The sequence below is a fragment of the Pseudomonas alcaligenes genome (assembly GCF_041729615.1).
Lineage (GTDB): Bacteria > Pseudomonadota > Gammaproteobacteria > Pseudomonadales > Pseudomonadaceae > Aquipseudomonas > Aquipseudomonas alcaligenes_B.
In genome coordinates, this window is the sequence record NZ_CP154874.1 from 2361894 (window position 1) to 2383969 (window position 22076).

Sequence of the window (22076 nt, forward strand, 5' to 3'; positions counted from 1 at the left end):
TTCGATGTGCGACTGCAAGACGGCTGTCTTCCTCACCCACGATGGCGTGGAGCTGCTCTATCGCCACTGGCCCGCCACTCAGCCCGGCGCTGGCCCGCGCAAGGCAGTGGTGATGTTCCACCGCGGCCACGAGCACGGCGGGCGCATGGCCCACCTGCCCGCCGAGCTGGACCTGCCCGAGTACGACTTCTTCGCCTGGGATGCCCGTGGCCATGGCCTGTCACCCGGCGCGCGCGGCGACAGCCCGAGCTTCGCCACCAGCGTGCGCGATGTGCAGACCTTCCTCGATCACATCACTACGGCACATAGCATCCAGCAGACGGATATGGCCGTGCTGGCACAAAGCGTGGGTGCCGTGCTGATCAGCACCTGGGCCCACAACTACGCGCCCAAGGTACGCTGCCTGGTGCTCGCCTCGCCGGCGTTCAAGGTCAAGCTCTACGTGCCCTTCGCCCGCCCGGGCCTGAAGCTGCTGCGCCAGTGGCGCGGCAACTTCTTCGTCAACAGTTACGTCAAGGCGCGCTTTCTCAGCCACGATCCCGAGCGCATCGCCTCGTTCGAGAACGATCCGCTGATCACCCGGCCGATCTCGGTCAACATGCTGCTGGGCCTCTACGATGCCGCCGAGCGCGTGGTCGCCGATGCCCAGGCGATCCAGGTACCGACCCAGCTACTGATCTCCGGCGCCGACTTCGTCGTGCACCGCAAACCGCAGGAACAGTTCTTCGAGCGCCTGGGCAGCCTGCGCAAGGAGAAGCACATCCTGCCCGGCTTCTTCCATGACACCCTCGGCGAGCGTGACCGCGCCCATGCCCTGAGCCGTGCGCGACGCTTCATCCTGGAAAGTTTCCAGCAGCCGGCCGCGCGTCCCTCGCTGCTGGATGCCGACCGTTGCGGCTGGAGCTGCGCCGAGGCCGAGAGCCTGGCCGCGCCATTGCCGAAGAACTCCCTCGGCGACCTGTACTGGCGCACGACCCGCGCCGGCCTCAAGCTCGGCAGCGGGCTGTCCGACGGGGTGAAGCTGGGCTTCGAGACCGGCTTCGATTCCGGCAGCACCCTGGATTACGTCTACCGCAACCAGCCGTCCGGCAAGTCCGCGCTGGGCCGCCTGATCGATGCGAACTACCTGAACTCCATCGGCTGGCGCGGCATCCGCCAGCGCAAGCTGCATGCCGAGGAACTGCTGCGCCTGGCCATGGGCCGGCTGCGCGAAGCGGGCAAGGCGGTGCGCATCGTCGACATCGCCGCCGGCCACGGCCGCTACATCCTCGAATCCCTCGAAGGACTGGAGCACAAGCCGGACGCAATCCTGCTGCGCGACTACAGCGACATCAACGTACGTGACGGCAGTGCGCTGATCGAGCAGAAGGGCCTCGGTGACATCGCCCGCTTCGTCAAAGGCGATGCCTTCGACCGGGCCGACCTGGCTGCCCTCGACCCGAAACCGACGCTGGCGGTGGTCTCCGGCCTCTACGAGCTGTTCGGCAGCAACCAGATGATCGGCGACTCGCTGGCCGGCCTGGCCGCAGCGGTCGAGGAGGGTGGCTACCTGGTCTACACCGGCCAGCCCTGGCACCCACAGCTGGAACTGATCGCCCGCGCCCTGACCAGCCACCGCCAGGGCCAGGCCTGGGTGATGCGCCGGCGCAGCCAGGCTGAAATGGACCAGCTGGTGGAGGCCGCCGGCTTCCGCAAGCTGGAACAGCGCATCGACGAATGGGGCATCTTCAGCGTGTCCCTGGCCCAGCGGGTGTCCTGATGCAGGCCGCCCGCGAAACCGGATTGTGGAAGCGCGGGGTTCTCTGGCTGTTGCTGCTCGGCCCGCTGTTCTTCGCCAGCTACGGCTTCGCCAACTGGCTGACCGCGCAGCGCGAGGATGTCGGCAGCCTGGTGTTCGCCTGGGAAAGCGCGATGCCGCTGTGGCCCTGGAGCATCGTGCCCTACTGGTCGATCGACCTGCTCTACGGCCTGTCCTTCCTGCTCCCGGCCACGCGCCGGGAGATGGACCGCCACGCCCTGCGCCTGCTTACGGCACAGGTCATCTGCGTCGCCTGCTTCCTGCTCTGGCCGCTGCGCTTCACTTTCGAGCGTCCGGAGCTGGACGGCTTCTTCGGCTGGATGTTCGATGTGCTGATGGGCTTCGACAAGCCGTTCAACCAGGCGCCCTCGCTGCACATCGCGCTGCTGGTGGTGATCTGGGTGATGTTCGCCCGGCATACCCGCGGCCTGCTGCTGCGTGGCTTGCTGCATGGCTGGATGGCGCTGATCGGCCTGTCGGTGCTGACCACCTGGCAGCATCACTTCATCGATGTCCCCACCGGCGCCCTGGCCGGCTGGCTATGCGTCTGGCTCTGGCCAATAGAGGACCGCAGCCCGCTGCACAACCTGCGCCTGGCTCGCGAGCCACAGCGCTGGCGCCTGGCCCTGCGCTACGGGCTCGGCAGCTCGATCTGTGCCGCCCTGGCGGTCAATCTCGGCGGCGCCTGGCTGTGGCTGCTGTGGCCCTGCGCATCGCTGCTGCTGGTAGCGCTGAATTACGCGCTGTTCGGCGCGGCCGGCTTCCAGAAGCACACAGACGGCTCTCTGAGTTCGGCCAGCAGCTGGCTACTGGCGCCCTATCTGCTTGGAGCCTGGGTCAACTCGCGGCTGTGGACACGCAAGCATCCACACCCGGATCAGGTCGCGGAGGGCATATGGCTAGGACGCGTACCGACCGAGCAGGAAGCAGCGCCCTTCACCGCCGTGCTGGACCTTAGCGCCGAGCTGCCGGTGCGCCTGCCCGGCAAGACCTATCGCAACCTGACGCTGCTCGACCTGGTCGCCCCGGATAGCGAAGCCTGCCGTCAGGGCGCCGAGCTGATCGAACAGTTGCGCCAGCAGGGTCCGCTGCTGGTCTGCTGCGCCCTCGGCTACTCGCGCAGCGCCACCCTGGTCGCCGCCTGGCTGCTGCATAGCGGCCGCGCCGACAGCGTCGAGCAGGCCATCGCGATGATCCGCGCCGCACGGCCACGGATTGTCCTTGGCGACGCCCAGCGCAAAGCGCTGCAGGGCCTGCTGCAACCCTCGGCGAATCTGGAGATGGCCCATGGCCTCTGAGATGCAACTCACCCTGGTCGCCGGCCTGCTGCGCCGCGGCCGCGGCCTGGACCTGCTGTCCAACGCGCTGACCCTGCTGGCCCTGGCCTATGGCCTGGCGCCTCTGCTCGGTACGCCACCCAGCGCCGCCAGCGCTGTGGTCTGCGGCCTGCTGGTGATGCTCGGCCTGGCACAGAAGTACTGGGCCATCCGCGTGGCACTGGACGCTGAACTGTTCGCCCGCCTGGCCGGCGATGCCGCTCGTCTCGCCATGCACACCACCGACCTCGACCAGGCGCTGTACAGCCTTGGCCTGCAACCCACCGACGCTGCGCCTCGCGACTGGCTGCAACGTAGTCACGCCGCGCTCCGTCTGCTGCGCCTGCAGGCAGCCTGGCTGGTGGCGCAGCTGTTGCTGGCCCTGGTCGTCATTCTCGCCACCCCCTGGCTTTCCCTGGCTGGATAAAGGAGTCATATCCATGCTCGCTTCGCTCACTGCCTTCGCCATCACCTCGGCAGCTCGCCTGCTGACCGGCGCCCGCGCCCTCTGGCTGGGCTGCACGGCCCAGCCGACACAAAGGCTGTATTTCGCCAACCACAGCAGCCACGGCGACTTCGTGCTGCTCTGGGCCTCCCTGCCACCGGAGCTGCGCCGGCGTACTCGCCCGGTGGCCGGCTCCGACTACTGGATGAAGGGCGATCTGCGCCGCTTTCTGATCCGCGATGTGTTCAACGGCGTGCTGGTCGAGCGCGACCGCAGCGACCCCAACGCCAACCCGCTGCAATCGATGCTCGATGCGCTGGAACAGGATGACTCGCTGATCATCTTCCCCGAAGGCACGCGCAACCTCACCGACGAGCAGCTGCTGCCGTTCAAGAGCGGCCTGTACCACCTGGCGCAGGCCAAACCCGATGTGGAACTGGTGCCGGTGTGGATCGCCAACCTCAACCGGGTGATGCCCAAGGGCAGGGCGCTGCCACTGCCGCTGCTGTGTACCCTGAGCTTCGGCGCACCGCTCGAACGCCAGGAAGGGGAGGACAAGGCAGCGTTCCTCGAACGCGCCCGCAATGCCCTGCTGGAACTGGCCCCGGAGGTAGTCTGAGATGGATCGCAATACAATCCTGCTGTTCGCCGGCATCGGTGCCGTACTGCTGCTCGCCACCCTGATCGCCCGCGTTCTGCGCCGGCGCGCCGGTGAAGTACCCAACGCGGTAATCGAGAACCTCAACGCGCGGATCGACGCCTGGTGGGCCATGGTGCTGGTCATCGGCATCGCCTTCCTGTTCGGCAACAATGGCGTGATCCTGCTGTTCTACTTCGTGTCGTTCTACGCCCTGCGCGAGTTCCTAACCCTGACGCCGACCCGGCGCAGCGACTATCCGGCACTGGTGGCGGCCTTCTACTTCGCGCTGCCGATGCAGTACCTGCTGATTGCCCTGGACTGGTACGGCCTGTTCGCCATCTTCATCCCGGTCTACCTGTTCCTCCTGCTGCCGATCCTCGCCTCGCTGGGCGGCGATACCACGCGCTTCCTCGAGCGCGCCTCGGAAGTGCAGTGGGGGCTGATGATCGCGGTGTACTGCGTGTCCGCCGTGCCGGCGCTGCTGACTCTGGATATTCCCGGCTACGAAGGGCGCAACCTGCTGCTGATCGCCTGGCTGATCATCGTCGTGCAGCTTTCGGACGTGCTGCAGTACGTCTGCGGCAAGCTCGCCGGCAAGCACAAGATCGCGCCCAAGCTATCGCCCTCCAAGACCGTGGAAGGCTTTGTCGGCGGCGTGGCCCTGGCCAGCCTGGTCGGTGCCTCGCTGTTCTGGATCACCCCGTTCAGCTTCTGGCAGGCGGCGCTGATGGCGCTGACCGTCAACCTGCTGGGCTTCGCCGGTGGCCTGGTGATGTCGGCGATCAAGCGCGACCGCGGGGTGAAGGACTGGGGCCACATGATTGAGGGCCACGGCGGCATGCTCGACCGCATGGACTCGGTATGCTTCGCCGCACCGATCTTCTTCCACTTCGTGCGCTACTGGTGGGCCTGATCCGCTTCGGCTGTCGCCTCGTTCGAGGCGACAGCCGACTCGCGGAATCTTGAGGCAGCGCTGGCGCAGCGCCTGCATGGAATCGCAGGCAACAAAAAACCCGCCGAGGCGGGTTTTTTATGACCTTCCGACATCCTGTCGTCTGCCATCCTGGCGCGGTCCGTCTTCCTTGACCCGGGACATCCAGTTCCCGGCAGCTGTGTGTAGATTAGCCGGGACCCGGCGGGGAGGGCAGAAGCCCATTCCGCTTCGGCGTGTAAGCCTTTCGCCATAGCAGCAGAAATAAAAACCCCGGCGCTTGGGCCGGGGTTTCTTCTAGCGACTGGATCAGAAGTCCAGATTCGACACCGCCAGGGCGTTCGACTCGATGAAGTCGCGACGCGGCTCCACGGCATCGCCCATCAGGGTGTTGAAGATCTGGTCGGCGGCGATGGCATCCTCGATGGTCACCTTGAGCATGCGGCGCACGGTCGGGTCCATGGTGGTCTCCCACAGCTGCTCCGGGTTCATCTCGCCAAGACCCTTGTAGCGCTGGATGCTATGACGCTTGGTGCTCTCGGTCTTCAGCCACTCGAAGGCTTCCTTGAAGGTGCTGACAGCCTTCTTGCGCTCACCACGCTGCACGTAGGCACCGTCTTCCAGCAGGCTGTTGAGCTGGTCGCCCAGCGCGGTGACCGACTTGTAGTCGTTGCTGGCGAAGAAGTCGCGGTTGAAGGTGATGTAGCTGGACAGGCCGTGGGCCAGCACTTCCACCTCCGGCAGCCACAGGTGGCGCTCGCGATCCTCGCGCAGGCTGGCGCTGTAGGTCTGGCCGGACTTCTCGGCGCCCTTCAGGCGCGCCTGGAAGGCTTCCAGCCAGGCTTGCATGGCAGCCTGGTCGGCCAGCTGCTCGACCGATACGCGCGGCAGGTAGACCATGTGCTCGGTGATGTCCTGCGGGTAAACGCGCGACAGGCGGCCGAGGGTCTTGATCACCGCGCGGTAGTCGTTGACCAGCCGCTCCAGCGCCTCGCCGGACAGGCCCGGGGCATTCTCGTTGACGTGCAGGCTGGCTTCTTCCAGGGCCGACTGAGTCATGTACTCGTCCATGGCCTCGTCGTCCTTGATGTACTGCTCCTGCTTGCCCTTTTTCACCTTGTACAGCGGCGGCTGAGCGATATAGATGTAGCCACGCTCGATTAGCTCCGGCAGCTGGCGGAAGAAGAAGGTCAGCAGCAGGGTACGGATGTGCGAACCGTCAACGTCGGCATCGGTCATGATGATGATGTTGTGGTAGCGCAGCTTGTCGATGTTGTACTCCTCGCGGCCGATGCCACAGCCGAGGGCGGTGATCAGCGTGCCGACCTCCTGGGAGGAGAGCATCTTGTCGAAGCGTGCCTTCTCGACGTTGAGGATCTTGCCCTTGAGCGGCAGGATCGCCTGGGTCTTGCGGTTGCGGCCCTGCTTGGCGGAACCGCCCGCGGAGTCACCCTCCACGATGTAGAGTTCGGACAGCGCCGGATCTTTCTCCTGGCAGTCGGCCAGCTTGCCGGGCAGGCCGGCGATGTCCAGCGCGCCCTTGCGGCGGGTCATCTCGCGTGCCTTGCGCGCGGCCTCGCGGGCACGGGCGGCGTCGATCATCTTGCCGACCACGGCCTTGGCCTCGTTGGGGTTCTCCAGCAGGAAGTCGCCGAAGTACTTGCCCATCTCCTGCTCGACTGCGGTCTTCACCTCGGAGGAGACCAGCTTGTCCTTGGTCTGCGAGCTGAACTTCGGATCCGGCACCTTGACCGAGATGATCGCGGTCAGGCCTTCGCGGGCATCGTCGCCGGTGGTGGCGATCTTGAACTTCTTCGCCAGGCCTTCCTGCTCGATGTAGTTGTTCAGGTGGCGGGTGAGGGCGGAGCGGAAGCCGGCCAGGTGGGTACCACCGTCACGCTGGGGAATGTTGTTGGTGAAGCAGAGGATATTCTCGTTGAAGCTGTCGTTCCACTGCAGGGCCACTTCCACGCCGACGCCGTCTTCCTCGCGCTGCACGTTGAAGTGGAACACCTGGTTGACGATGGTCTTGTTGGTGTTCAGGTACTCGACGAAGGCCTTGAGGCCGCCCTCGTACTTGAACAGCTCTTCCTTGCCGCTGCGTTCGTCCTTGAGCAGGATGCCGACGCCGGAGTTGAGGAAGGACAGCTCGCGCAGGCGCTTGGCCAGGATGTCCCAGCTGAAGTGGATGTTCTTGAAGGTGTCTTCGGACGGCTTGAAGTGGATCTGCGTGCCGGTGCCCTCGCTGTCGCCGACCGGGGCCAGCGGTGCCTGCGGCACGCCGTGCACGTAGGTCTGCTCCCAGATCTTGCCGCTGCGGCGGATGGTCAGCACCAGTTCCTTGGACAGCGCGTTGACCACCGAGACACCCACGCCGTGCAGGCCGCCGGAGACCTTGTAGCTGTTGTCGTCGAACTTACCGCCGGCGTGCAGCACGGTCATGATGACCTCGGCCGCGGAGACGCCTTCTTCCTTGTGCATGTCCACCGGGATGCCGCGACCGTTGTCGCGCACGCTGATGGACTCGTCGGGGTGGATGGTGATGCTGATCTCGGAGCAGTAGCCGGCCAGCGCTTCGTCGATGGAGTTGTCCACCACCTCGAACACCATGTGGTGCAGGCCGGTGCCGTCATCGGTGTCGCCGATGTACATGCCCGGGCGCTTGCGTACGGCATCCAGACCTTTGAGTACCTTGATACTCGAGGAGTCGTACGTGTTGTTCTCGTCGCTCATGCGTTCACTCCCGATGCGGTGATCACTCCATGTTCCACGTGGAACATGGCGACCGGCGTGTCCGTGCGCCAGCCATCCTTCAAATATTCGTGGTCGACACAGGTGATGAACACCTGGCACTGCAAATCATCCAGCAGGCGGCACAGGGCCTGTCGGTGTCGCTCATCCAGCTCCGACGGCAGGTCGTCCACCAGATAGATGCATTGGCCTTGTTTGGCCTGGTTCAGCAGATACCCCTGGGCGATGCGCAAGGCACACACCACCAGCTTCTGCTGACCGCGGGACAGAATCTCCGCGGCATTGTTCACCCCCAGCCGCAGGCGCAAGTCGGCACGCTGCGGACCGGCCTGGGTATGACCGAGCTGCTGATCGCGGGGCAGGGTAGCGGCCAGTACCTCGGCCAGCGATTTGTCCTTGTCCCAGCCGCGGTAGTAGCTGAGGGTCAGCCCCTCGATCTCCACCAGCTCGCCCAGCACCTGTTCGAACACCGGTTTCAGGGCCTGGATATAGGCCCGCCGATAGCCGTCCAGCTCGTCGCTGGCCAGGCACAGTTCTCGGTCCCAGGCCGCTTGCGACGCGGCGTCCAGTGTACCATGCCGCAGCCACGAGTTCCGCTGCCGCAGGGCCTTCTGCAGGCGCTGCCAGGCCGGCAGGAAGCGTGGTTCCACGTGGAACACTCCCCAGTCGAGGAACTGCCGACGGACCTTGGGTGCCCCTTCAAGCAGACGGAAGCTGTCCGGATTGATCACCTGTAACGGCAGGATCTCGGCCAGCTGCGCGGTGCTGCGCGCGTTCTGCCCATCGATGCGGATCTGCAGCTCGCCCTGACGGTCACGGGAAATACCCAGGTTGCTGTGCAAGCCATCCTCACGTTGCACCTGACCGAACACGGTACAGGCCGGCTGCTCGTACTGGATCATCGGCTGCAATTTGTTGCTGCGGAACGAGCGAGCGAGGCCAAGCAAATGGATGGCTTCCAGCAGGCTGGTCTTGCCGCTGCCGTTGGCGCCGTGAAGGATATTGATGCGGGGGGAGGGGGAGAGCGTCACCGGGTGCAGGTTTCGCACCGCGGTGACAGTGACGCGGGAAAGGGACATTCAGCGGATATTACAGACGCATCGGCATAACGACGTAAGAGGAGTCGTCGTTGCCGGCTTCCTGCACCAGGGCGCTGCTGTTGGCATCGGAAAGGATCAGGCGTACCTGTTCGGTGGTCATCACGCCCAGCACGTCGAGCAGATAGCTGACGTTGAAGCCGATCTCCAGCGAGCCGCCGTTGTAGTCGACCACCACTTCCTCTTCAGCTTCTTCCTGCTCCGGGTTGTTGGCCTGGATCTTCAGCAGACCGCTGGCCAGCTGCAGGCGAATGCCGCGGTACTTCTCGTTGGACAGGATCGCGGTACGGCTGAAGGCTTCACGCAGGGCCTGGCGATCACCGATCACCAGCTTGTCACCGCCGCGTGGCAGGACGCGCTCGTAGTCCGGGAACTTGCCGTCGACCAGCTTGGAGGTGAAGGTGAACTCACCGGTGGTGGCGCGGATATGGTTCGCACCCAGCACGATGGCGACTTCACCATCCTGCTCGGTGAGCAGACGGGCCAGCTCGAGGATGCCCTTGCGCGGCACGATCACCTGGTGCTTCTCGGTGTGCTCGATGGCGGCTTCCATGGCGCACATGGCCAGGCGGTGGCCGTCGGTGGCGACGGCGCGCAGCACACCGGTCTGCACCTCGATCAGCATGCCGTTGAGGTAGTAGCGCACGTCCTGCTGGGCCATGGCGAAGCTGGTGCGGTCGATCAGGCGACGCAGCTTGCTCTGTACCAGGTTGAAGGTCAGCGAGCCCGGGCCTTCTTCCACGGTGGGGAAGTCATTGGCCGGCAGAGTCGACAGGGTGAAGCGGCTGCGCCCGGCCTTGACCACCAGCTTCTGCTCGTCGACACGGATGTCGATCAGCGCATCGCTCGGCAGGCTCTTGCAGATATCCATCAGCTTACGCGCCGGTACGGTGATCTCACCCGGCTCGGCACTGTCTTCCAGGGTCACGCGCCCAACCAGCTCGACTTCCAGGTCGGTACCGGTCAGCGACAGCTGCTGGCCTTCGACCACCAGCAGCACGTTCGACAGGACCGGCAGGGTCTGGCGGCGTTCGACGACGCCGGCGACCAGTTGCAGGGGTTTCAACAGGGCTTCGCGTTGAATGGTGAAATGCATGGTCTAGTCCCTTGCCTTGTGGGCTGCGATCAGGTGGTCAGGGTGCGCAGCAGGTTCTTGTAGTCCTCGCGGATATCCGCGTCGGCTTCGCGCAATTCCGCAATCTTACGACAGGCGTGCAGCACTGTGGTGTGGTCTCTTCCGCCAAAAGCATCGCCGATTTCCGGCAGGCTGTGGTTGGTCAGTTCCTTGGACAGGGCCATGGCCACCTGGCGCGGCCGCGCCACCGAACGAGAGCGACGCTTGGAGAGCAGATCGGCGATCTTGATCTTGTAGTACTCGGCCACCGTGCGCTGAATATTGTCGACGCTGACCAGCTTGTCCTGCAGGGCCAACAGGTCCTTCAGCGACTCACGAATCAGCTCGATGCTGATCGGCTGGTTGGTGAAGTGCGAGTGGGCGATCACCCGCTTCAGCGCGCCTTCCAGTTCACGCACGTTGGAGCGGATACGCTGGGCGATGAAGAAGGCGGCATCGTGCGGCAGGTCGACCTTGGTCTGCTCGGCCTTCTTCATCAGGATGGCCACGCGGGTCTCCAACTCCGGCGGCTCCACCGCCACCGTCAGGCCCCAGCCGAAACGCGATTTCAGACGCTCTTCCAGGCCCTCGATCTCCTTCGGGTAACGGTCGCTGGTGAGGATCACCTGCTGGCCGCCCTCGAGCAGCGCATTGAAGGTGTGGAAGAACTCTTCCTGGGAACGCTCCTTCTTGGCGAAGAACTGGATGTCGTCGATCAGCAGCGCATCCACCGAGCGGTAGAAGCGCTTGAACTCGTTGATCGCGTTGAGCTGCAGCGCCTTGACCATGTCGGCGACGAAGCGCTCGGAATGCAGGTAAACCACCTTGGCGTTGGGGTTCTTCTTCAGCAGGTGGTTGCCCACCGCATGCATCAGGTGGGTCTTGCCCAGGCCGACGCCGCCATAGAGGAACAGCGGGTTGTAGCCATGCTTGAGGTTGTCCGCCACCTGCCAGGCCGCGGCGCGGGCCATCTGGTTGGACTTGCCCTCGACGAAGTTCTCGAAGGTAAAGGTGCGGTTCAGGTAGCTGGTGTGCTTGAGCGCACCTTCCACCTGCACGGTGCGCTCGGCCGGGCGACTGGCGGCGATGGGCGGCGCGACCGTGGCCAGCGGATCGCTGGGCAGATCCTCGGCGACCGCCGCCGGAGCGACGGCTGCCGCTGGGGCACTATTAATAGAAGAAGGCGCCACGGGTGCAACCATGCGCGGTGCCGCGGGACGCTTGCTGCCGATCAGCAGCGACAGCGCCGGGGCCAGACCATTGGCGCGCTCGGCCAGCAGCTCGAGCAGGCGCACCATGTACTTCTCGTTGACCCAGTCGAGGACGAAACGGTTGGGCGCATAGACGCGCAACTCGTCGCCGGCGGACTCCACCTGCAGGGGGCGGATCCAGGTGTTGAATTGTTGGGCGGGCAACTCGTCGCGAAGCAGCTCCACACACTGCTGCCAAAGTTCTACGGACACTGAAATCCCCTGGGATCGCTACGGTTGGCGAAGCAAAAAACAGCCTGCATTGTAGCCTTGCCCCCCCGAGTTATCCACACGATTGATCGATTTCAACCAAGCAAAATCAAGGATTTATTTGTGTTTCCAAGCTTCTCGCCAGGTCACCGCAAAGCTGTGGATAAAGGTAACCCAAGGGCGGTGGAAAAGCCTGGGGACGCCGCCGTGGAAAATGCCCCTGTGGGTAACAACGGCCTTTCTCCACACCTCATGCACGGCTGCCGCACACCTGACGCACCGGTTGCAGACAACCTTTTCCCGGGCTGGAGCACCTGAACACCAAGGGCTGCAGCGGGTTTTCCACAGCGCGGAGCCCCACTAGAAAGAGTTACTAGAACGATCTTTTAAATAATTTCTTTCCTTTTATCTTCTATCCCTTCTTCCAGGCCTGGTTGGAAATTGACCTGAGGCCGCGGTTTCTCTAGAATCGCCGGTCTCTTTCAAACGGGGGCCATTCCGGCCCGTAGTGGACCACCCAGGTAAAGCATCATGAAACGTACTTTCCAACCCAGCACCCTCAAGCGCGCTCGCGTTCACGGTTTCCGCGCCCGCATGGCCACCAAGAACGGCCGTGCCGTCCTGTCGCGTCGTCGCGCCAAGGGCCGCAAGCGCCTGACCGTCTGATAAACGGAACGGGTGGTGAGTCGAGACTTCGGTCGGGAAAAGCGCCTGCTGACACCCCGGCACTTCAAGGCGGTCTTCGACTCACCAAGCGGCAAGGCTCCAGGCAAGAACGTCCTGCTCCTCGCTCGCGCCAATGATCTCGACCATCCCCGCCTGGGGCTGGTGATCGGCAAGAAAAGCGTCAAGCTCTCCGTCCAGCGTAATCGCCTGAAACGCGTGATCCGGGATTCCTTCCGGCTCAATCAGGAGTTGCTGGCCGGACTGGACATTGTCGTGGTGGCGCGCAAAGGCCTCGGCGATCTGGACAATCCGGAACTGCAACAGCAGTTCGGCAAACTCTGGAGACGCCTGGCCAAGCAACGCCCCTCAGCCGCTCCTCCCGGGGTAAGCGACAGCCCCCATGCGTAAACTGGCCATCCTTCCGATCCAGTTCTACCGCTACGCCATCAGCCCCTTGATGGCCAGTCACTGTCGCTTCTATCCCAGCTGCTCCTGTTACACCCAGCAAGCCATCGAGATCCATGGCGTGCTGCGTGGCGGCTGGCTCGGCCTGCGTCGCCTGGGCCGCTGCCATCCGTGGAATCCCGGTGGCTACGATCCGGTTCCACCTCCTTCTTCCCCTTCGATGACCGAGTAATCCATGGACATCCAACGCTCGATCCTGCTCGTCGCCCTGGCCATCGTCTCCTACCTGATGGTGCTGCAGTGGAACCAGGACTACGGCCAGGCCGCTCTCCCGGCTTCGGCCAGCGCCACCGTCGGCGGCAACCAGTCCGCCGCGCTGCCGGACAGCCCCAGCGCCAGCAACAGCGGCGATGACGTACCGACCGCCAACGGTGAAGCCAATCCGCAACTGGCCGCCCCGGCCGCCGTCAGCGACGAGCTGATCCGCGTGAAGACCGACGTCCTGGAACTGGCCATCGATCCCAAGGGCGGCGATATCGTCCAGCTGACCCTGCCGGCCTACCCGCGCCGCCAGGATCGTCCGGACGTGCCCTTCCAGCTGTTCGACAACGGCGGCGAGCGCACCTACCTGGCGCAGAGCGGCCTGATCGGCAGCAACGCCCCGGACAAGTCCAGCGGCCGCGCCCTGTGGAGCAGCGCCCAGCGCAGCTATGAACTGGCCGAGGGCCAGGACCAGCTGGTGGTCGAGCTGACTTACGCCGAAGCCGGGGTCAACTACGTCAAGCGCTTCAGCTTCGAGCGCGGCCAGTACGACCTGAAAGTCGACTACAAGATCGACAACCAGAGCGGCCAGCCCTGGAGCGGTAACTTCTACGCCCAGCTCAAGCGCGACAACAGCGCCGATCCGTCCTCCACCACAGCCACCGGCACGGCCACCTACCTGGGTGCGGCCCTGTGGACCGCCGAGGAGCCCTACAAGAAAGTCTCCATGAGCGACATGGACGACAAGAACCTGCGCGAAACCGTGCAGGGCGGTTGGGTTGCCTGGTTGCAGCACTACTTCGTCACCGCCTGGGTCGGTGCCAAGGACGACAACAACAGCGTGCAGACCCGCAAGGACAGCCAGGGTAACTACATCATCGGTTTCACCGGCCCGCTGTTGAGTGTCGCTGCCGGCGCCAGCGCCGAGACCGGCGCCATCCTGTATGCCGGTCCGAAGATGCAGGACAAGCTGGCCGAGCTGTCCCCGGGCCTGGAACTGACCGTCGACTACGGCTTCCTGTGGTTCCTCGCCCAGCCGATCTTCTGGCTGCTGGAACATATCCACAGCCTGCTCGGCAACTGGGGCTGGTCGATCATCGTCCTCACCATCATCATCAAGCTGGCGTTCTTCCCGCTGTCGGCCGCCAGCTACAAGTCGATGGCGCGCATGCGTGCCGTGTCGCCCAAACTGCAGGCCCTCAAGGAGCAGTTCGGCGACGACCGGCAGAAGATGTCCCAGGCGATGATGGAGCTGTACAAGAAGGAGAAGATCAACCCGCTCGGTGGCTGCCTGCCGATCCTGGTGCAGATGCCGGTGTTCCTGGCGCTCTACTGGGTGCTGCTGGAAAGCGTCGAGATGCGCCAGGCCCCGTGGCTGGGCTGGATCACCGACCTGTCGATCAAGGACCCCTACTTCCTGCTGCCGATCATCATGGGCGCCACCATGTTCATCCAGCAGCACCTCAACCCGACCCCGCCGGACCCCATGCAGGCCAAGGTGATGAAGCTGATGCCGATCATCTTCACCTTCTTCTTCCTCTGGTTCCCCGCCGGTCTGGTGCTGTACTGGGTGGTCAACAACGTCCTGTCCATCGCCCAGCAGTGGTACATTACCCGGCAGATCGAGGCGGCTACGGCAAAAGCCTGAACCCGCTAAGCTGCACAAGACGCCCCCTCGTGGGGCGTTTTGCTATCTGTCAGATATCCACAGCCGAGAACACCAGCATGACCAGCGCCCGTGAAACCATTGCCGCCGTCGCCACTGCCCAGGGTCGCGGGGGCGTCGGCATCGTGCGCGTGTCCGGGCCACGTGCGCGCGCCATCGGCATCAGCCTGTCCGGCCTGGAACCCAAGCCGCGCCACGCCCACTACGGCCCCTGGCACGACGACGATGGCCAGGTGATCGACCAGGGCCTGCTGCTGTTCTTTCCCGGCCCGCATTCCTTCACTGGCGAAGACGTGCTGGAGCTGCAAGGGCACGGCGGCCCGGTGGTGCTGGACATGCTGCTGCAGCGCTGCCTGCAGCTCGGCGCGCGGCAGGCGCGCCCGGGAGAATTCAGCGAGCGCGCCTTCCTCAACGACAAGCTCGACCTGGCCCAGGCCGAGGCCATCGCCGACCTGATCGAGGCCAGCTCGACCCAGGCCGCGCGCAATGCCCTGCGCTCGCTGCAGGGCGAGTTTTCACGGCGGGTCCACGAGCTGACCGAGCGCCTGATCCAGCTGCGCATCTATGTGGAGGCCGCGATCGACTTCCCCGAGGAAGAGATCGACTTCCTCGCCGACGGCCATGTGCTGAGCCAGCTCGACGCGGTGCGCGAGTACTTGTCCACCGTGTTGCGCGAGGCCGGTCAGGGCGCCCTGCTGCGCGACGGTATGAACGTGGTCATCGCCGGCCGCCCCAACGCTGGCAAGTCCAGCCTGCTCAATGCCCTGGCCGGGCGCGAGGCGGCCATCGTCACCGATATCGCCGGTACTACCCGCGACGTGCTGCGCGAACATATCCACATCGATGGCATGCCGCTGCACGTGGTGGACACCGCCGGCCTGCGCGACACCGAGGATCAGGTGGAGCGCATTGGCGTGGAGCGCGCGCTCAAGGCCATCGGCGAGGCCGACCGGGTGCTGCTGGTGGTCGACTCTACCGCGCCGGAGGCGGCCGATCCCTTCGCACTGTGGCCGGAGTTTCTCGACAGCAAACCCGACCCGGCTCGGGTCACCCTGATCCGCAACAAGGCCGACCTGTCAGGCGAAGCCGTCGCCCTGGAAACCTGCAGCGACGGCCATGTCACCATCGCCCTGTCGGCCAAGTCGGCCGACGGCCTGGATCTGTTGCGCGAGCACCTGAAGGCCTGCATGGGCTTCGAGCAGACCGCCGAGAGCGGCTTCAGCGCGCGCCGCCGTCACCTGGAGGCGCTGCGCCAGGCCCAGGCCAGCCTGGAGCATGGACGCAACCAGTTGACGCTGATGGGCGCCGGCGAACTGCTGGCCGAGGATCTGCGCCAGGCCCAGCAGGCACTGGGCGAAATCACCGGAGCCTTCAGCTCGGACGATCTGCTCGGACGCATCTTCTCCAGCTTCTGCATCGGCAAATAACCAACCTGAGCCCTGTGGAAAACCCGGCCTGAACCCGGTCGATAAGCCTGGTGACAAGGCCTTGGAAAACCCGCCTGTGCATAAGCAGTACTTTAATCCACAGGGATTATCCAGCTTGCCCAGTGGAAAGGGCCAGGAATGGCACAGCCTTATACATCTCTGCAGGCCTTGTTGAATCAGGGATACAGCGATCTATCCACAGAAAGGCACTGCACCATACATAAACATAAAAACCAAGCTTTATAAGATTTCTCTCTTTTATTCTCTATTTTCCTGAAAGCCTGAATGCTGGCTATTTTTTGTGCAGAAGGCTTCATTCGGGGGGACCAACTCCCTATACTTGCCACCCCTTTCCAATCCCCCTTTTCAACAGGCACGAGGTGCGTGGTGGACTTCCCTTCCCGTTTTGACGTGATCGTGATCGGCGGCGGCCATGCCGGCACCGAGGCTGCGCTGGCAGCCGCACGCATGGGCGTGAAGACCCTGCTGCTGACCCACAACGTGGAAACCCTCGGCCAGATGAGCTGCAACCCGGCCATCGGCGGCATCGGCAAGAGCCACCTGGTCAAGGAAATCGATGCCCTCGGCGGCGCCATGGCGCTGGCCACCGACAAGGGCGGCATCCAGTTCCGTGTGCTCAACAGCCGCAAGGGCCCGGCCGTACGCGCCACCCGTGCCCAGGCCGACCGCGTGCTGTACAAGGCGGCGATCCGCGAGATTCTGGAAAACCAGGCGAACCTGTGGATATTCCAGCAGGCAGCGGACGACCTGATCGTCGAGCAGGACCAGGTCAAGGGGGTGGTCACCCAGATGGGCCTGCGCTTCATGGCCGACAACGTTGTACTGACCACCGGCACCTTCCTCGGCGGACTTATCCACATCGGCCTGCAGAACTACTCCGGCGGCCGTGCCGGCGATCCGCCCTCGATCGCCCTGGCCAAACGCCTGCGCGAGCTGCCGCTGCGTGTCGGCCGCCTGAAGACTGGCACCCCGCCGCGTATCGATGGCCGCTCGGTGGATTTCTCGGTGATGACCGAGCAGCCTGGCGACACCCCGACCCCGGTGATGTCCTTCCTCGGCAATCAGGCCATGCATCCGCGCCAGATCAGCTGCTGGATGACCCACACCAACGCGCGCACTCACGAGATCATCGCCAGCAACCTTGATCGCTCGCCGATGTACTCGGGCGTGATCGAAGGTATCGGCCCGCGCTACTGCCCGTCGATCGAAGACAAGATCCACCGCTTCGCCGACAAGGACAGCCACCAGGTGTTCATCGAGCCGGAAGGCCTGACCACCCATGAGCTGTACCCAAACGGTATCTCCACTTCGCTGCCGTTCGACGTGCAGCTGGAGATCGTGCGTTCCATTCGCGGCATGGAGAACGCCCATATCGTGCGTCCTGGCTACGCCATCGAGTACGACTACTTCGATCCGCGCGACCTCAAGTACAGCCTGGAGACCAAGGTCATCGGCGGGCTGTTCTTCGCCGGTCAGATCAACGGCACCACCGGCTACGAAGAAGCCGGCGCCCAGGGCCTGCTGGCCGGCGCAAACGCCGCGCTGCGCGCCCAGGGCAAGGACAGCTGGTGTCCGCGCCGCGACGAGGCCTATATCGGTGTGCTGGTCGACGACCTGATCACCCTGGGCACCCAGGAGCCCTACCGCATGTTCACCTCGCGCGCCGAATACCGGCTGATCCTGCGCGAGGACAACGCCGACCTGCGCCTGACCGAGAAAGGCCGCGAGCTGGGGCTGATCGACGACACCCGCTGGGCCGCCTTCGAGGCCAAGCGCGAGGGCATCGCCCTGGAAGAACAACGCCTGAAGAGCACCTGGGTGCGCCCGGGTACCCCGCAGGGCGATGCCATCGCCGCGCGCTTCGGTACCCCGCTGGCCCATGAGTACAACCTGCTCAACCTGCTCGCCCGCCCGGAAATCGACTACGCCGGCCTGGCCGAAGTGACCGAAGCACCGGCCGTGGATGCCCAGGTTGCCGAGCAGGTGGAGATCAAGACCAAGTACGCCGGCTACATCGACCGCCAGCAGGAAGAGATCGCCCGCCTGCGCGCCAGCGAGGACATCAGGCTACCGGCCGATATCGACTACGCCGGCATCTCCGGTCTGTCCAAGGAGATCCAGGGCAAGCTGGGCAAGACCCGCCCCGAGACGCTCGGCCAGGCCGGGCGCATCCCGGGCGTGACCCCGGCGGCCATCTCCCTGCTGCTGATCCATCTGAAGAAGCGCAACGCCGGCCAGACCCTGGAGGCCAGCGCCTGATGTCCGTGGTCACCCAACGCCATGCCGATGAACTCGCGCAGGGCGCGCAGACGCTCGGCGTGGCACTCAGCCCCCTGCAGCAGGAACAGCTGCTGGCCTACCTGGCCCTGCTGATCAAGTGGAACAAGGCCTACAACCTGACCGCGGTGCGCAACCCGGACGAGATGGTGTCGCGTCATCTGCTCGACAGCCTCAGCGTGGTGCCCTTCGTCGCCCGATACGGTGACAACTGGTTGGACGTCGGCAGCGGTGGCGGCATGCCCGGCATTCCGCTGGCCATCTTGTTCCCCGAGCGGCGCTTCACCCTGCTCGACTCCAACGGCAAGAAGACCCGCTTCCTCACCCAGGTGAAGCTGGAGCTCAAGCTCGCCAACCTGGAAGTTATCCACAGCCGGGTCGAGGAGTTCCGTCCGCAGATCCCGTTCAGCGGCATCTGCTCGCGCGCCTTCAGCTCGCTGCAGGACTTCACCGACTGGACCCGTCATCTGGGCAATGGCGATACCCACTGGCTGGCGATGAAGGGCGTGCAGCCGGACGACGAGCTGCAGGCACTGCCGGCGGACATCCGCCTGCAAAGCTGCGACGTGCTCAAGGTTCCCGGTTGCCAAGGCCAGCGTCACCTGTTGATACTGCGACGCTCGGTCTAGGGGGAAGCACAGATGGCCAAGGTATTCGCGATCGCCAATCAGAAAGGCGGGGTCGGCAAGACCACCACCTGCATCAACCTGGCCGCCTCGCTGGTCGCCACCAAGCGCCGCGTGCTGCTGATCGACCTCGATCCACAGGGCAACGCCACCATGGGCAGCGGTGTGGATAAGCAGGCCCTGGAGCACTCCATCTACGACGTGCTGATTGGCGAGAGCACCGTCGGCGAGGCCATGCAGTTCTCCGAGCACGGCGGCTACCAGTTGCTGCCGGCCAACCGCGACCTGACCGCCGCCGAAGTCGCCCTGCTGGAAATGAAGATGAAGGAGAGCCGCCTGCGCTATGCGCTGGCGCCGATCCGCGAGAACTACGACTACATCCTCATCGACTGCCCGCCGGCGCTGTCGATGCTCACGGTCAACGCCCTGGTCGCCGCCGACGGCGTGATCATCCCCATGCAGTGCGAGTACTACGCGCTGGAGGGCCTGACCGACCTGATGAACAGCATCCAGCGCATCGGCCAGCTGCTCAACCCGAGCCTGAAGATCGAGGGCCTGCTGCGCACCATGTATGACCCGCGCATCAGCCTGACCAACGACGTCAGCGCCCAGCTCAAGGAGCATTTCGGCGAGCAGCTGTACGACGTGGTCATCCCGCGCAACGTGCGCCTGGCCGAGGCGCCCAGCTTCGGCATGCCGGCGCTGGCCTACGACAAGCAATCGCGCGGCGCCATCGCCTACCTGGCGCTGGCCGGCGAACTGGTGCGCCGTCAGCGCGCCGCCGCGAAAACCGCAACCGCATAAAGGAATCCCATGGCCATCAAGAAACGCGGACTTGGCCGCGGACTGGACGCCCTGCTCGGCGGCAGCACCGCCGCTACCCTGGAAGAAGAAGCGGTCAAGGTCGACAGCCGCGAGTTGCAGCACCTGCCGCTGGACCTGATCCAGCGCGGCAAGTACCAGCCGCGCCGCGACATGGACCCGGCCGCCCTCGAGGAGCTGGCCAACTCGATCAAGGCCCAGGGCGTGATGCAGCCGATCGTGGTGCGTCCCATCGGTGGCGGCCGCTTCGAGATCATCGCCGGCGAACGCCGCTGGCGCGCCAGCCAGCAGGCCGGTCTGGACAGGATCCCGGCCATGGTCCGCGAAGTGCCGGACGAAGCCGCCATCGCCATGGCGCTGATCGAGAACATCCAGCGCGAAGACCTCAACCCGATCGAGGAAGCCGTGGCCCTGCAGCGCCTGCAGCAGGAGTTCGAGCTGACCCAGCAGCAGGTCGCCGACGCGGTGGGCAAGTCGCGGGTGACCATCACCAACCTGCTGCGCCTGATCGCCCTGCCGGAAGAGATCAAGACCCTGCTGTCCCATGGCGACCTGGAGATGGGCCATGCCCGCGCCCTGCTCGGCCTGCCCCTGGAACAGCAGGTGGAAGGCGCGCGACATGTTGTCGCACGCGGCCTCACCGTGCGCCAAACCGAGGCACTGGTGCGCCAGTGGCTGAACGCCAAGGAAAAGCCGGCCGAAAAGGCCAAGGTCGACCCGGACATCAATCGCCTGGAGCAGCGCCTGGCCGAGAAGCTAGGGGCCCCGGTGCAGATCAAGCATGGTCAGAAGGGCAAGGGCCAGCTGGTCATCCGTTACAACTCGCTGGACGAACTGCAGGGCGTTCTGGCCCACATTCGCTGAAACAATTGCTCATCGTTGCCCGTGTAGCGGGCGGTCGGAATTCACTACCGGCCAGTTGAACAGGGGGGAACCCCCCTATACTCTGCGCGCATTTTGTCGGCACAAAGTATGCCAAGTTGTTGATTTAACGTGCCGACCCAGAGGAACAGCAACAGATGGACGCCCGCACGCCGAACCGCCTGCCCTTCCATCGTCTGCCGGTGTTTCCGGTGCTGCTGGTCCAACTGGCCGTGATCCTGCTGGCCGCTGCCGCCCTGTTCGGCTGGCGCGGCGCGGTGAGTGGCTACTCGGGACTCTGTGGGGGGCTCATCGCCTGGCTCCCCAACCTGTATTTCGCCCACAAGGCGTTCCGCTTCAGCGGGGCGCGGGCCGCCCAGAGCATCGTCCGGTCGTTCTACGCCGGCGAGGCGGGCAAGCTGATTCTGACGGCAGTGCTGTTTGCACTGGCGTTCGTGGTGGTGAAACCGCTGGAGGCGCCGGCGCTGTTCGGTGTCTTCGTGCTGGCGCTCAGCGTCGGCTGGTTCGCCCCGCTGCTGATGAGAACAAGACTTTCGAGACCTTAGAGCGTTTGAGGCAAACATGGCAGAACAAACCGCTTCGGGCTATATCCAGCACCACCTGCAGAACCTGACCTTCGGGAAACTGCCGAACGGTGACTGGGGCTTCGCCCATACCGCGCAAGAAGCAAAGGAAATGGGCTTCTGGGCCTTCCACGTCGATACCCTCGGCTGGTCCGTTTTCCTTGGCCTGGTATTCATCCTGCTGTTCCGCATGGCCGCCAAGCGCGCCACCAGCGACCAGCCGGGTGGCCTGCAGAACTTCGTCGAAGTGCTGATCGAGTTCGTCGACGGCAGCGTGAAGGACACCTTCCACGGCCGTAACGCCCTGATCGCTCCGCTGGCCCTGACCATCTTCGTCTGGATCTTCCTGATGAACCTGATGGACCTGGTACCGGTCGACTTCCTGCCGGTCCTGGCCGCCACCATCACCGGCAACGAGCACCTGTTCTTCCGTGTGGTGCCGACCACCGACCCGAACGCCACCCTGGGCATGGCCCTGTCGGTGTTCGCCCTGATCGTGTTCTACAGCATCAAGGTCAAGGGCATTGGCGGCTTCCTCGGCGAGCTGACCCTGCACCCATTCAGCAGCAGCAACATCTTCGTGCAGATCCTGCTGATTCCGGTCAACTTCCTGCTCGAGTTCGTGACCCTGATCGCCAAGCCGATTTCCCTGGCTCTGCGTCTGTTCGGCAACATGTACGCCGGCGAGCTGATCTTCATCCTGATCGCCGTGATGTTCGGCAGCGGCCTGTTCCTGCTGAGCACCCTGGGCGTGGCGCTGAACTGGGCGTGGGCCGTGTTCCACATCCTGATCATCACCCTGCAGGCCTTCATCTTCATGATGCTGACCATCGTCTACCTGTCGATGGCGCACGAAGACAACCACTAAGAGGCGCCTTGCGCGCCTCTGGTACCGCTAAACCGCTTTA

The 22076-nt window shown here is 64.5% G+C and carries 20 protein-coding genes; 16 read left to right on the forward strand and 4 right to left on the reverse strand.

Annotation, left to right across the window (positions count from 1 at the left end):
• The first annotated feature begins 4 nt into the window (after positions 1 to 4).
• From AAG092_RS11485 to AAG092_RS11505, 5 genes are read left to right on the forward strand one after another with little or no spacing between them, the layout of a single operon-like run.
• The gene (locus tag AAG092_RS11485; RefSeq protein ID WP_373386787.1) at positions 5 to 1759 is read left to right on the forward strand and encodes a bifunctional alpha/beta hydrolase/class I SAM-dependent methyltransferase; all 1755 of its coding nucleotides are present in this window, start codon (positions 5 to 7) and stop codon (positions 1757 to 1759) included.
• On the forward strand, positions 1759 to 3096 hold the full coding sequence (locus AAG092_RS11490; RefSeq protein ID WP_373386788.1) for a phosphatase PAP2/dual specificity phosphatase family protein: 1338 nt from the start codon (positions 1759 to 1761) through the stop codon (positions 3094 to 3096). Before AAG092_RS11485 ends, AAG092_RS11490 begins: the two co-directional genes overlap by 1 nt.
• Positions 3086 to 3541, forward strand: a complete 456-nt coding sequence (locus tag AAG092_RS11495) for a hypothetical protein (protein ID WP_373386789.1) — start codon at positions 3086 to 3088, stop codon at positions 3539 to 3541. The genes AAG092_RS11490 and AAG092_RS11495 overlap by 11 nt, the downstream gene beginning before the upstream one ends.
• Positions 3542 to 3554: 13 nt before the next feature.
• Entirely contained in the window at positions 3555 to 4178 is a 624-nt protein-coding gene (locus AAG092_RS11500; protein WP_373386790.1) for a lysophospholipid acyltransferase family protein, read from the forward strand.
• A 1-nt stretch (position 4179) separates the two neighbouring features.
• On the forward strand, positions 4180 to 5112 hold the full coding sequence (locus AAG092_RS11505; protein ID WP_021700822.1) for a phosphatidate cytidylyltransferase: 933 nt from the start codon (positions 4180 to 4182) through the stop codon (positions 5110 to 5112).
• A 327-nt stretch (positions 5113 to 5439) separates the two neighbouring features.
• Here AAG092_RS11505 and gyrB read toward each other — a convergent pair whose 3' ends face one another.
• Genes gyrB through dnaA form a run of 4 tightly spaced genes read right to left on the reverse strand, consistent with a single transcriptional unit; the run spans position 5440 to position 11555 of the window.
• Positions 5440 to 7863, reverse strand: a complete 2424-nt coding sequence (gene gyrB / locus AAG092_RS11510) for a DNA topoisomerase (ATP-hydrolyzing) subunit B (RefSeq protein ID WP_373386791.1) — start codon at positions 7861 to 7863, stop codon at positions 5440 to 5442.
• Positions 7860 to 8960 (reverse strand): DNA replication/repair protein RecF, encoded by a 1101-nt coding sequence (gene recF, locus AAG092_RS11515; protein ID WP_373386792.1) that lies wholly within the window; start codon positions 8958 to 8960, stop codon positions 7860 to 7862. The genes gyrB and recF overlap by 4 nt, the downstream gene beginning before the upstream one ends.
• A 10-nt stretch (positions 8961 to 8970) precedes the next feature.
• Positions 8971 to 10074, reverse strand: a complete 1104-nt coding sequence (gene dnaN / locus AAG092_RS11520; protein ID WP_373386793.1) for a DNA polymerase III subunit beta — start codon at positions 10072 to 10074, stop codon at positions 8971 to 8973.
• A gap of 29 nt (positions 10075 to 10103) precedes the next feature.
• Positions 10104 to 11555, reverse strand: coding sequence for a chromosomal replication initiator protein DnaA (dnaA, locus tag AAG092_RS11525; protein ID WP_373386794.1), 1452 nt, complete (start codon positions 11553 to 11555; stop codon positions 10104 to 10106).
• 528 nt (positions 11556 to 12083) lie between these two features.
• On the opposite strand from dnaA, the gene rpmH reads away from it, so the two are divergent.
• The 11 genes from rpmH to atpB all read left to right on the forward strand — a co-directional run bounded on the left by rpmH (position 12084) and on the right by atpB (position 22036).
• Positions 12084 to 12218 carry a 50S ribosomal protein L34 gene (rpmH, locus tag AAG092_RS11530; protein ID WP_021702523.1) on the forward strand — a complete coding sequence of 45 codons (135 nt, stop codon included), beginning with the start codon at positions 12084 to 12086 and terminating at the stop codon, positions 12216 to 12218.
• Positions 12219 to 12230: 12 nt separating this feature from the next.
• Entirely contained in the window at positions 12231 to 12626 is a 396-nt protein-coding gene (gene rnpA, locus AAG092_RS11535) for a ribonuclease P protein component (RefSeq protein ID WP_110680594.1), read from the forward strand.
• Positions 12619 to 12855, forward strand: coding sequence for a membrane protein insertion efficiency factor YidD (gene yidD / locus AAG092_RS11540; protein WP_110680595.1), 237 nt, complete (start codon positions 12619 to 12621; stop codon positions 12853 to 12855). The genes rnpA and yidD overlap by 8 nt, the downstream gene beginning before the upstream one ends.
• Before the next feature lie 3 nt (positions 12856 to 12858).
• Positions 12859 to 14532 carry a membrane protein insertase YidC gene (gene yidC, locus AAG092_RS11545; RefSeq protein ID WP_373386795.1) on the forward strand — a complete coding sequence of 558 codons (1674 nt, stop codon included), beginning with the start codon at positions 12859 to 12861 and terminating at the stop codon, positions 14530 to 14532.
• Positions 14533 to 14609: 77 nt separating this feature from the next.
• On the forward strand, positions 14610 to 15977 hold the full coding sequence (mnmE, locus tag AAG092_RS11550) for a tRNA uridine-5-carboxymethylaminomethyl(34) synthesis GTPase MnmE (RefSeq protein ID WP_373386796.1): 1368 nt from the start codon (positions 14610 to 14612) through the stop codon (positions 15975 to 15977).
• 387 nt (positions 15978 to 16364) lie between these two features.
• Positions 16365 to 18257: a tRNA uridine-5-carboxymethylaminomethyl(34) synthesis enzyme MnmG gene (gene mnmG / locus AAG092_RS11555; protein ID WP_373386797.1), complete on the forward strand. Its 1893-nt coding sequence runs from the start codon at positions 16365 to 16367 to the stop codon at positions 18255 to 18257.
• Positions 18257 to 18904: a 16S rRNA (guanine(527)-N(7))-methyltransferase RsmG gene (gene rsmG, locus AAG092_RS11560; protein WP_373386798.1), complete on the forward strand. Its 648-nt coding sequence runs from the start codon at positions 18257 to 18259 to the stop codon at positions 18902 to 18904. Before mnmG ends, rsmG begins: the two co-directional genes overlap by 1 nt.
• 12 nt (positions 18905 to 18916) lie before the next feature.
• Positions 18917 to 19705 (forward strand): ParA family protein, encoded by a 789-nt coding sequence (locus AAG092_RS11565; RefSeq protein ID WP_373386800.1) that lies wholly within the window; start codon positions 18917 to 18919, stop codon positions 19703 to 19705.
• A gap of 9 nt (positions 19706 to 19714) precedes the next feature.
• Positions 19715 to 20587, forward strand: a complete 873-nt coding sequence (locus AAG092_RS11570) for a ParB/RepB/Spo0J family partition protein (protein WP_110680601.1) — start codon at positions 19715 to 19717, stop codon at positions 20585 to 20587.
• A 155-nt stretch (positions 20588 to 20742) separates the two neighbouring features.
• The gene (locus AAG092_RS11575) at positions 20743 to 21150 is read left to right on the forward strand and encodes a F0F1 ATP synthase subunit I (protein WP_373386802.1); all 408 of its coding nucleotides are present in this window, start codon (positions 20743 to 20745) and stop codon (positions 21148 to 21150) included.
• A 16-nt stretch (positions 21151 to 21166) separates the two neighbouring features.
• On the forward strand, positions 21167 to 22036 hold the full coding sequence (gene atpB / locus AAG092_RS11580) for a F0F1 ATP synthase subunit A (RefSeq protein WP_373386803.1): 870 nt from the start codon (positions 21167 to 21169) through the stop codon (positions 22034 to 22036).
• Positions 22037 to 22076 lie beyond the last annotated feature (40 nt).

Coding starts and splice junctions, on each gene's coding strand:
- AAG092_RS11485 (WP_373386787.1), top strand. CDS start 5: ATGTGCGACTGCAAGACGGCTGTCTTCCTCACCCACGATGGCGTGGAG.
- AAG092_RS11490 (WP_373386788.1), top strand. CDS start 1,759: ATGCAGGCCGCCCGCGAAACCGGATTGTGGAAGCGCGGGGTTCTCTGG.
- AAG092_RS11495 (WP_373386789.1), top strand. CDS start 3,086: ATGGCCTCTGAGATGCAACTCACCCTGGTCGCCGGCCTGCTGCGCCGC.
- AAG092_RS11500 (WP_373386790.1), top strand. CDS start 3,555: ATGCTCGCTTCGCTCACTGCCTTCGCCATCACCTCGGCAGCTCGCCTG.
- AAG092_RS11505 (WP_021700822.1), top strand. CDS start 4,180: ATGGATCGCAATACAATCCTGCTGTTCGCCGGCATCGGTGCCGTACTG.
- gyrB (WP_373386791.1), bottom strand. CDS start 7,863: ATGAGCGACGAGAACAACACGTACGACTCCTCGAGTATCAAGGTACTC.
- recF (WP_373386792.1), bottom strand. CDS start 8,960: ATGTCCCTTTCCCGCGTCACTGTCACCGCGGTGCGAAACCTGCACCCG.
- dnaN (WP_373386793.1), bottom strand. CDS start 10,074: ATGCATTTCACCATTCAACGCGAAGCCCTGTTGAAACCCCTGCAACTG.
- rpmH (WP_021702523.1), top strand. CDS start 12,084: ATGAAACGTACTTTCCAACCCAGCACCCTCAAGCGCGCTCGCGTTCAC.
- yidD (WP_110680595.1), top strand. CDS start 12,619: ATGCGTAAACTGGCCATCCTTCCGATCCAGTTCTACCGCTACGCCATC.
- yidC (WP_373386795.1), top strand. CDS start 12,859: ATGGACATCCAACGCTCGATCCTGCTCGTCGCCCTGGCCATCGTCTCC.
- mnmE (WP_373386796.1), top strand. CDS start 14,610: ATGACCAGCGCCCGTGAAACCATTGCCGCCGTCGCCACTGCCCAGGGT.
- rsmG (WP_373386798.1), top strand. CDS start 18,257: ATGTCCGTGGTCACCCAACGCCATGCCGATGAACTCGCGCAGGGCGCG.
- AAG092_RS11565 (WP_373386800.1), top strand. CDS start 18,917: ATGGCCAAGGTATTCGCGATCGCCAATCAGAAAGGCGGGGTCGGCAAG.
- AAG092_RS11570 (WP_110680601.1), top strand. CDS start 19,715: ATGGCCATCAAGAAACGCGGACTTGGCCGCGGACTGGACGCCCTGCTC.
- AAG092_RS11575 (WP_373386802.1), top strand. CDS start 20,743: ATGGACGCCCGCACGCCGAACCGCCTGCCCTTCCATCGTCTGCCGGTG.
- atpB (WP_373386803.1), top strand. CDS start 21,167: ATGGCAGAACAAACCGCTTCGGGCTATATCCAGCACCACCTGCAGAAC.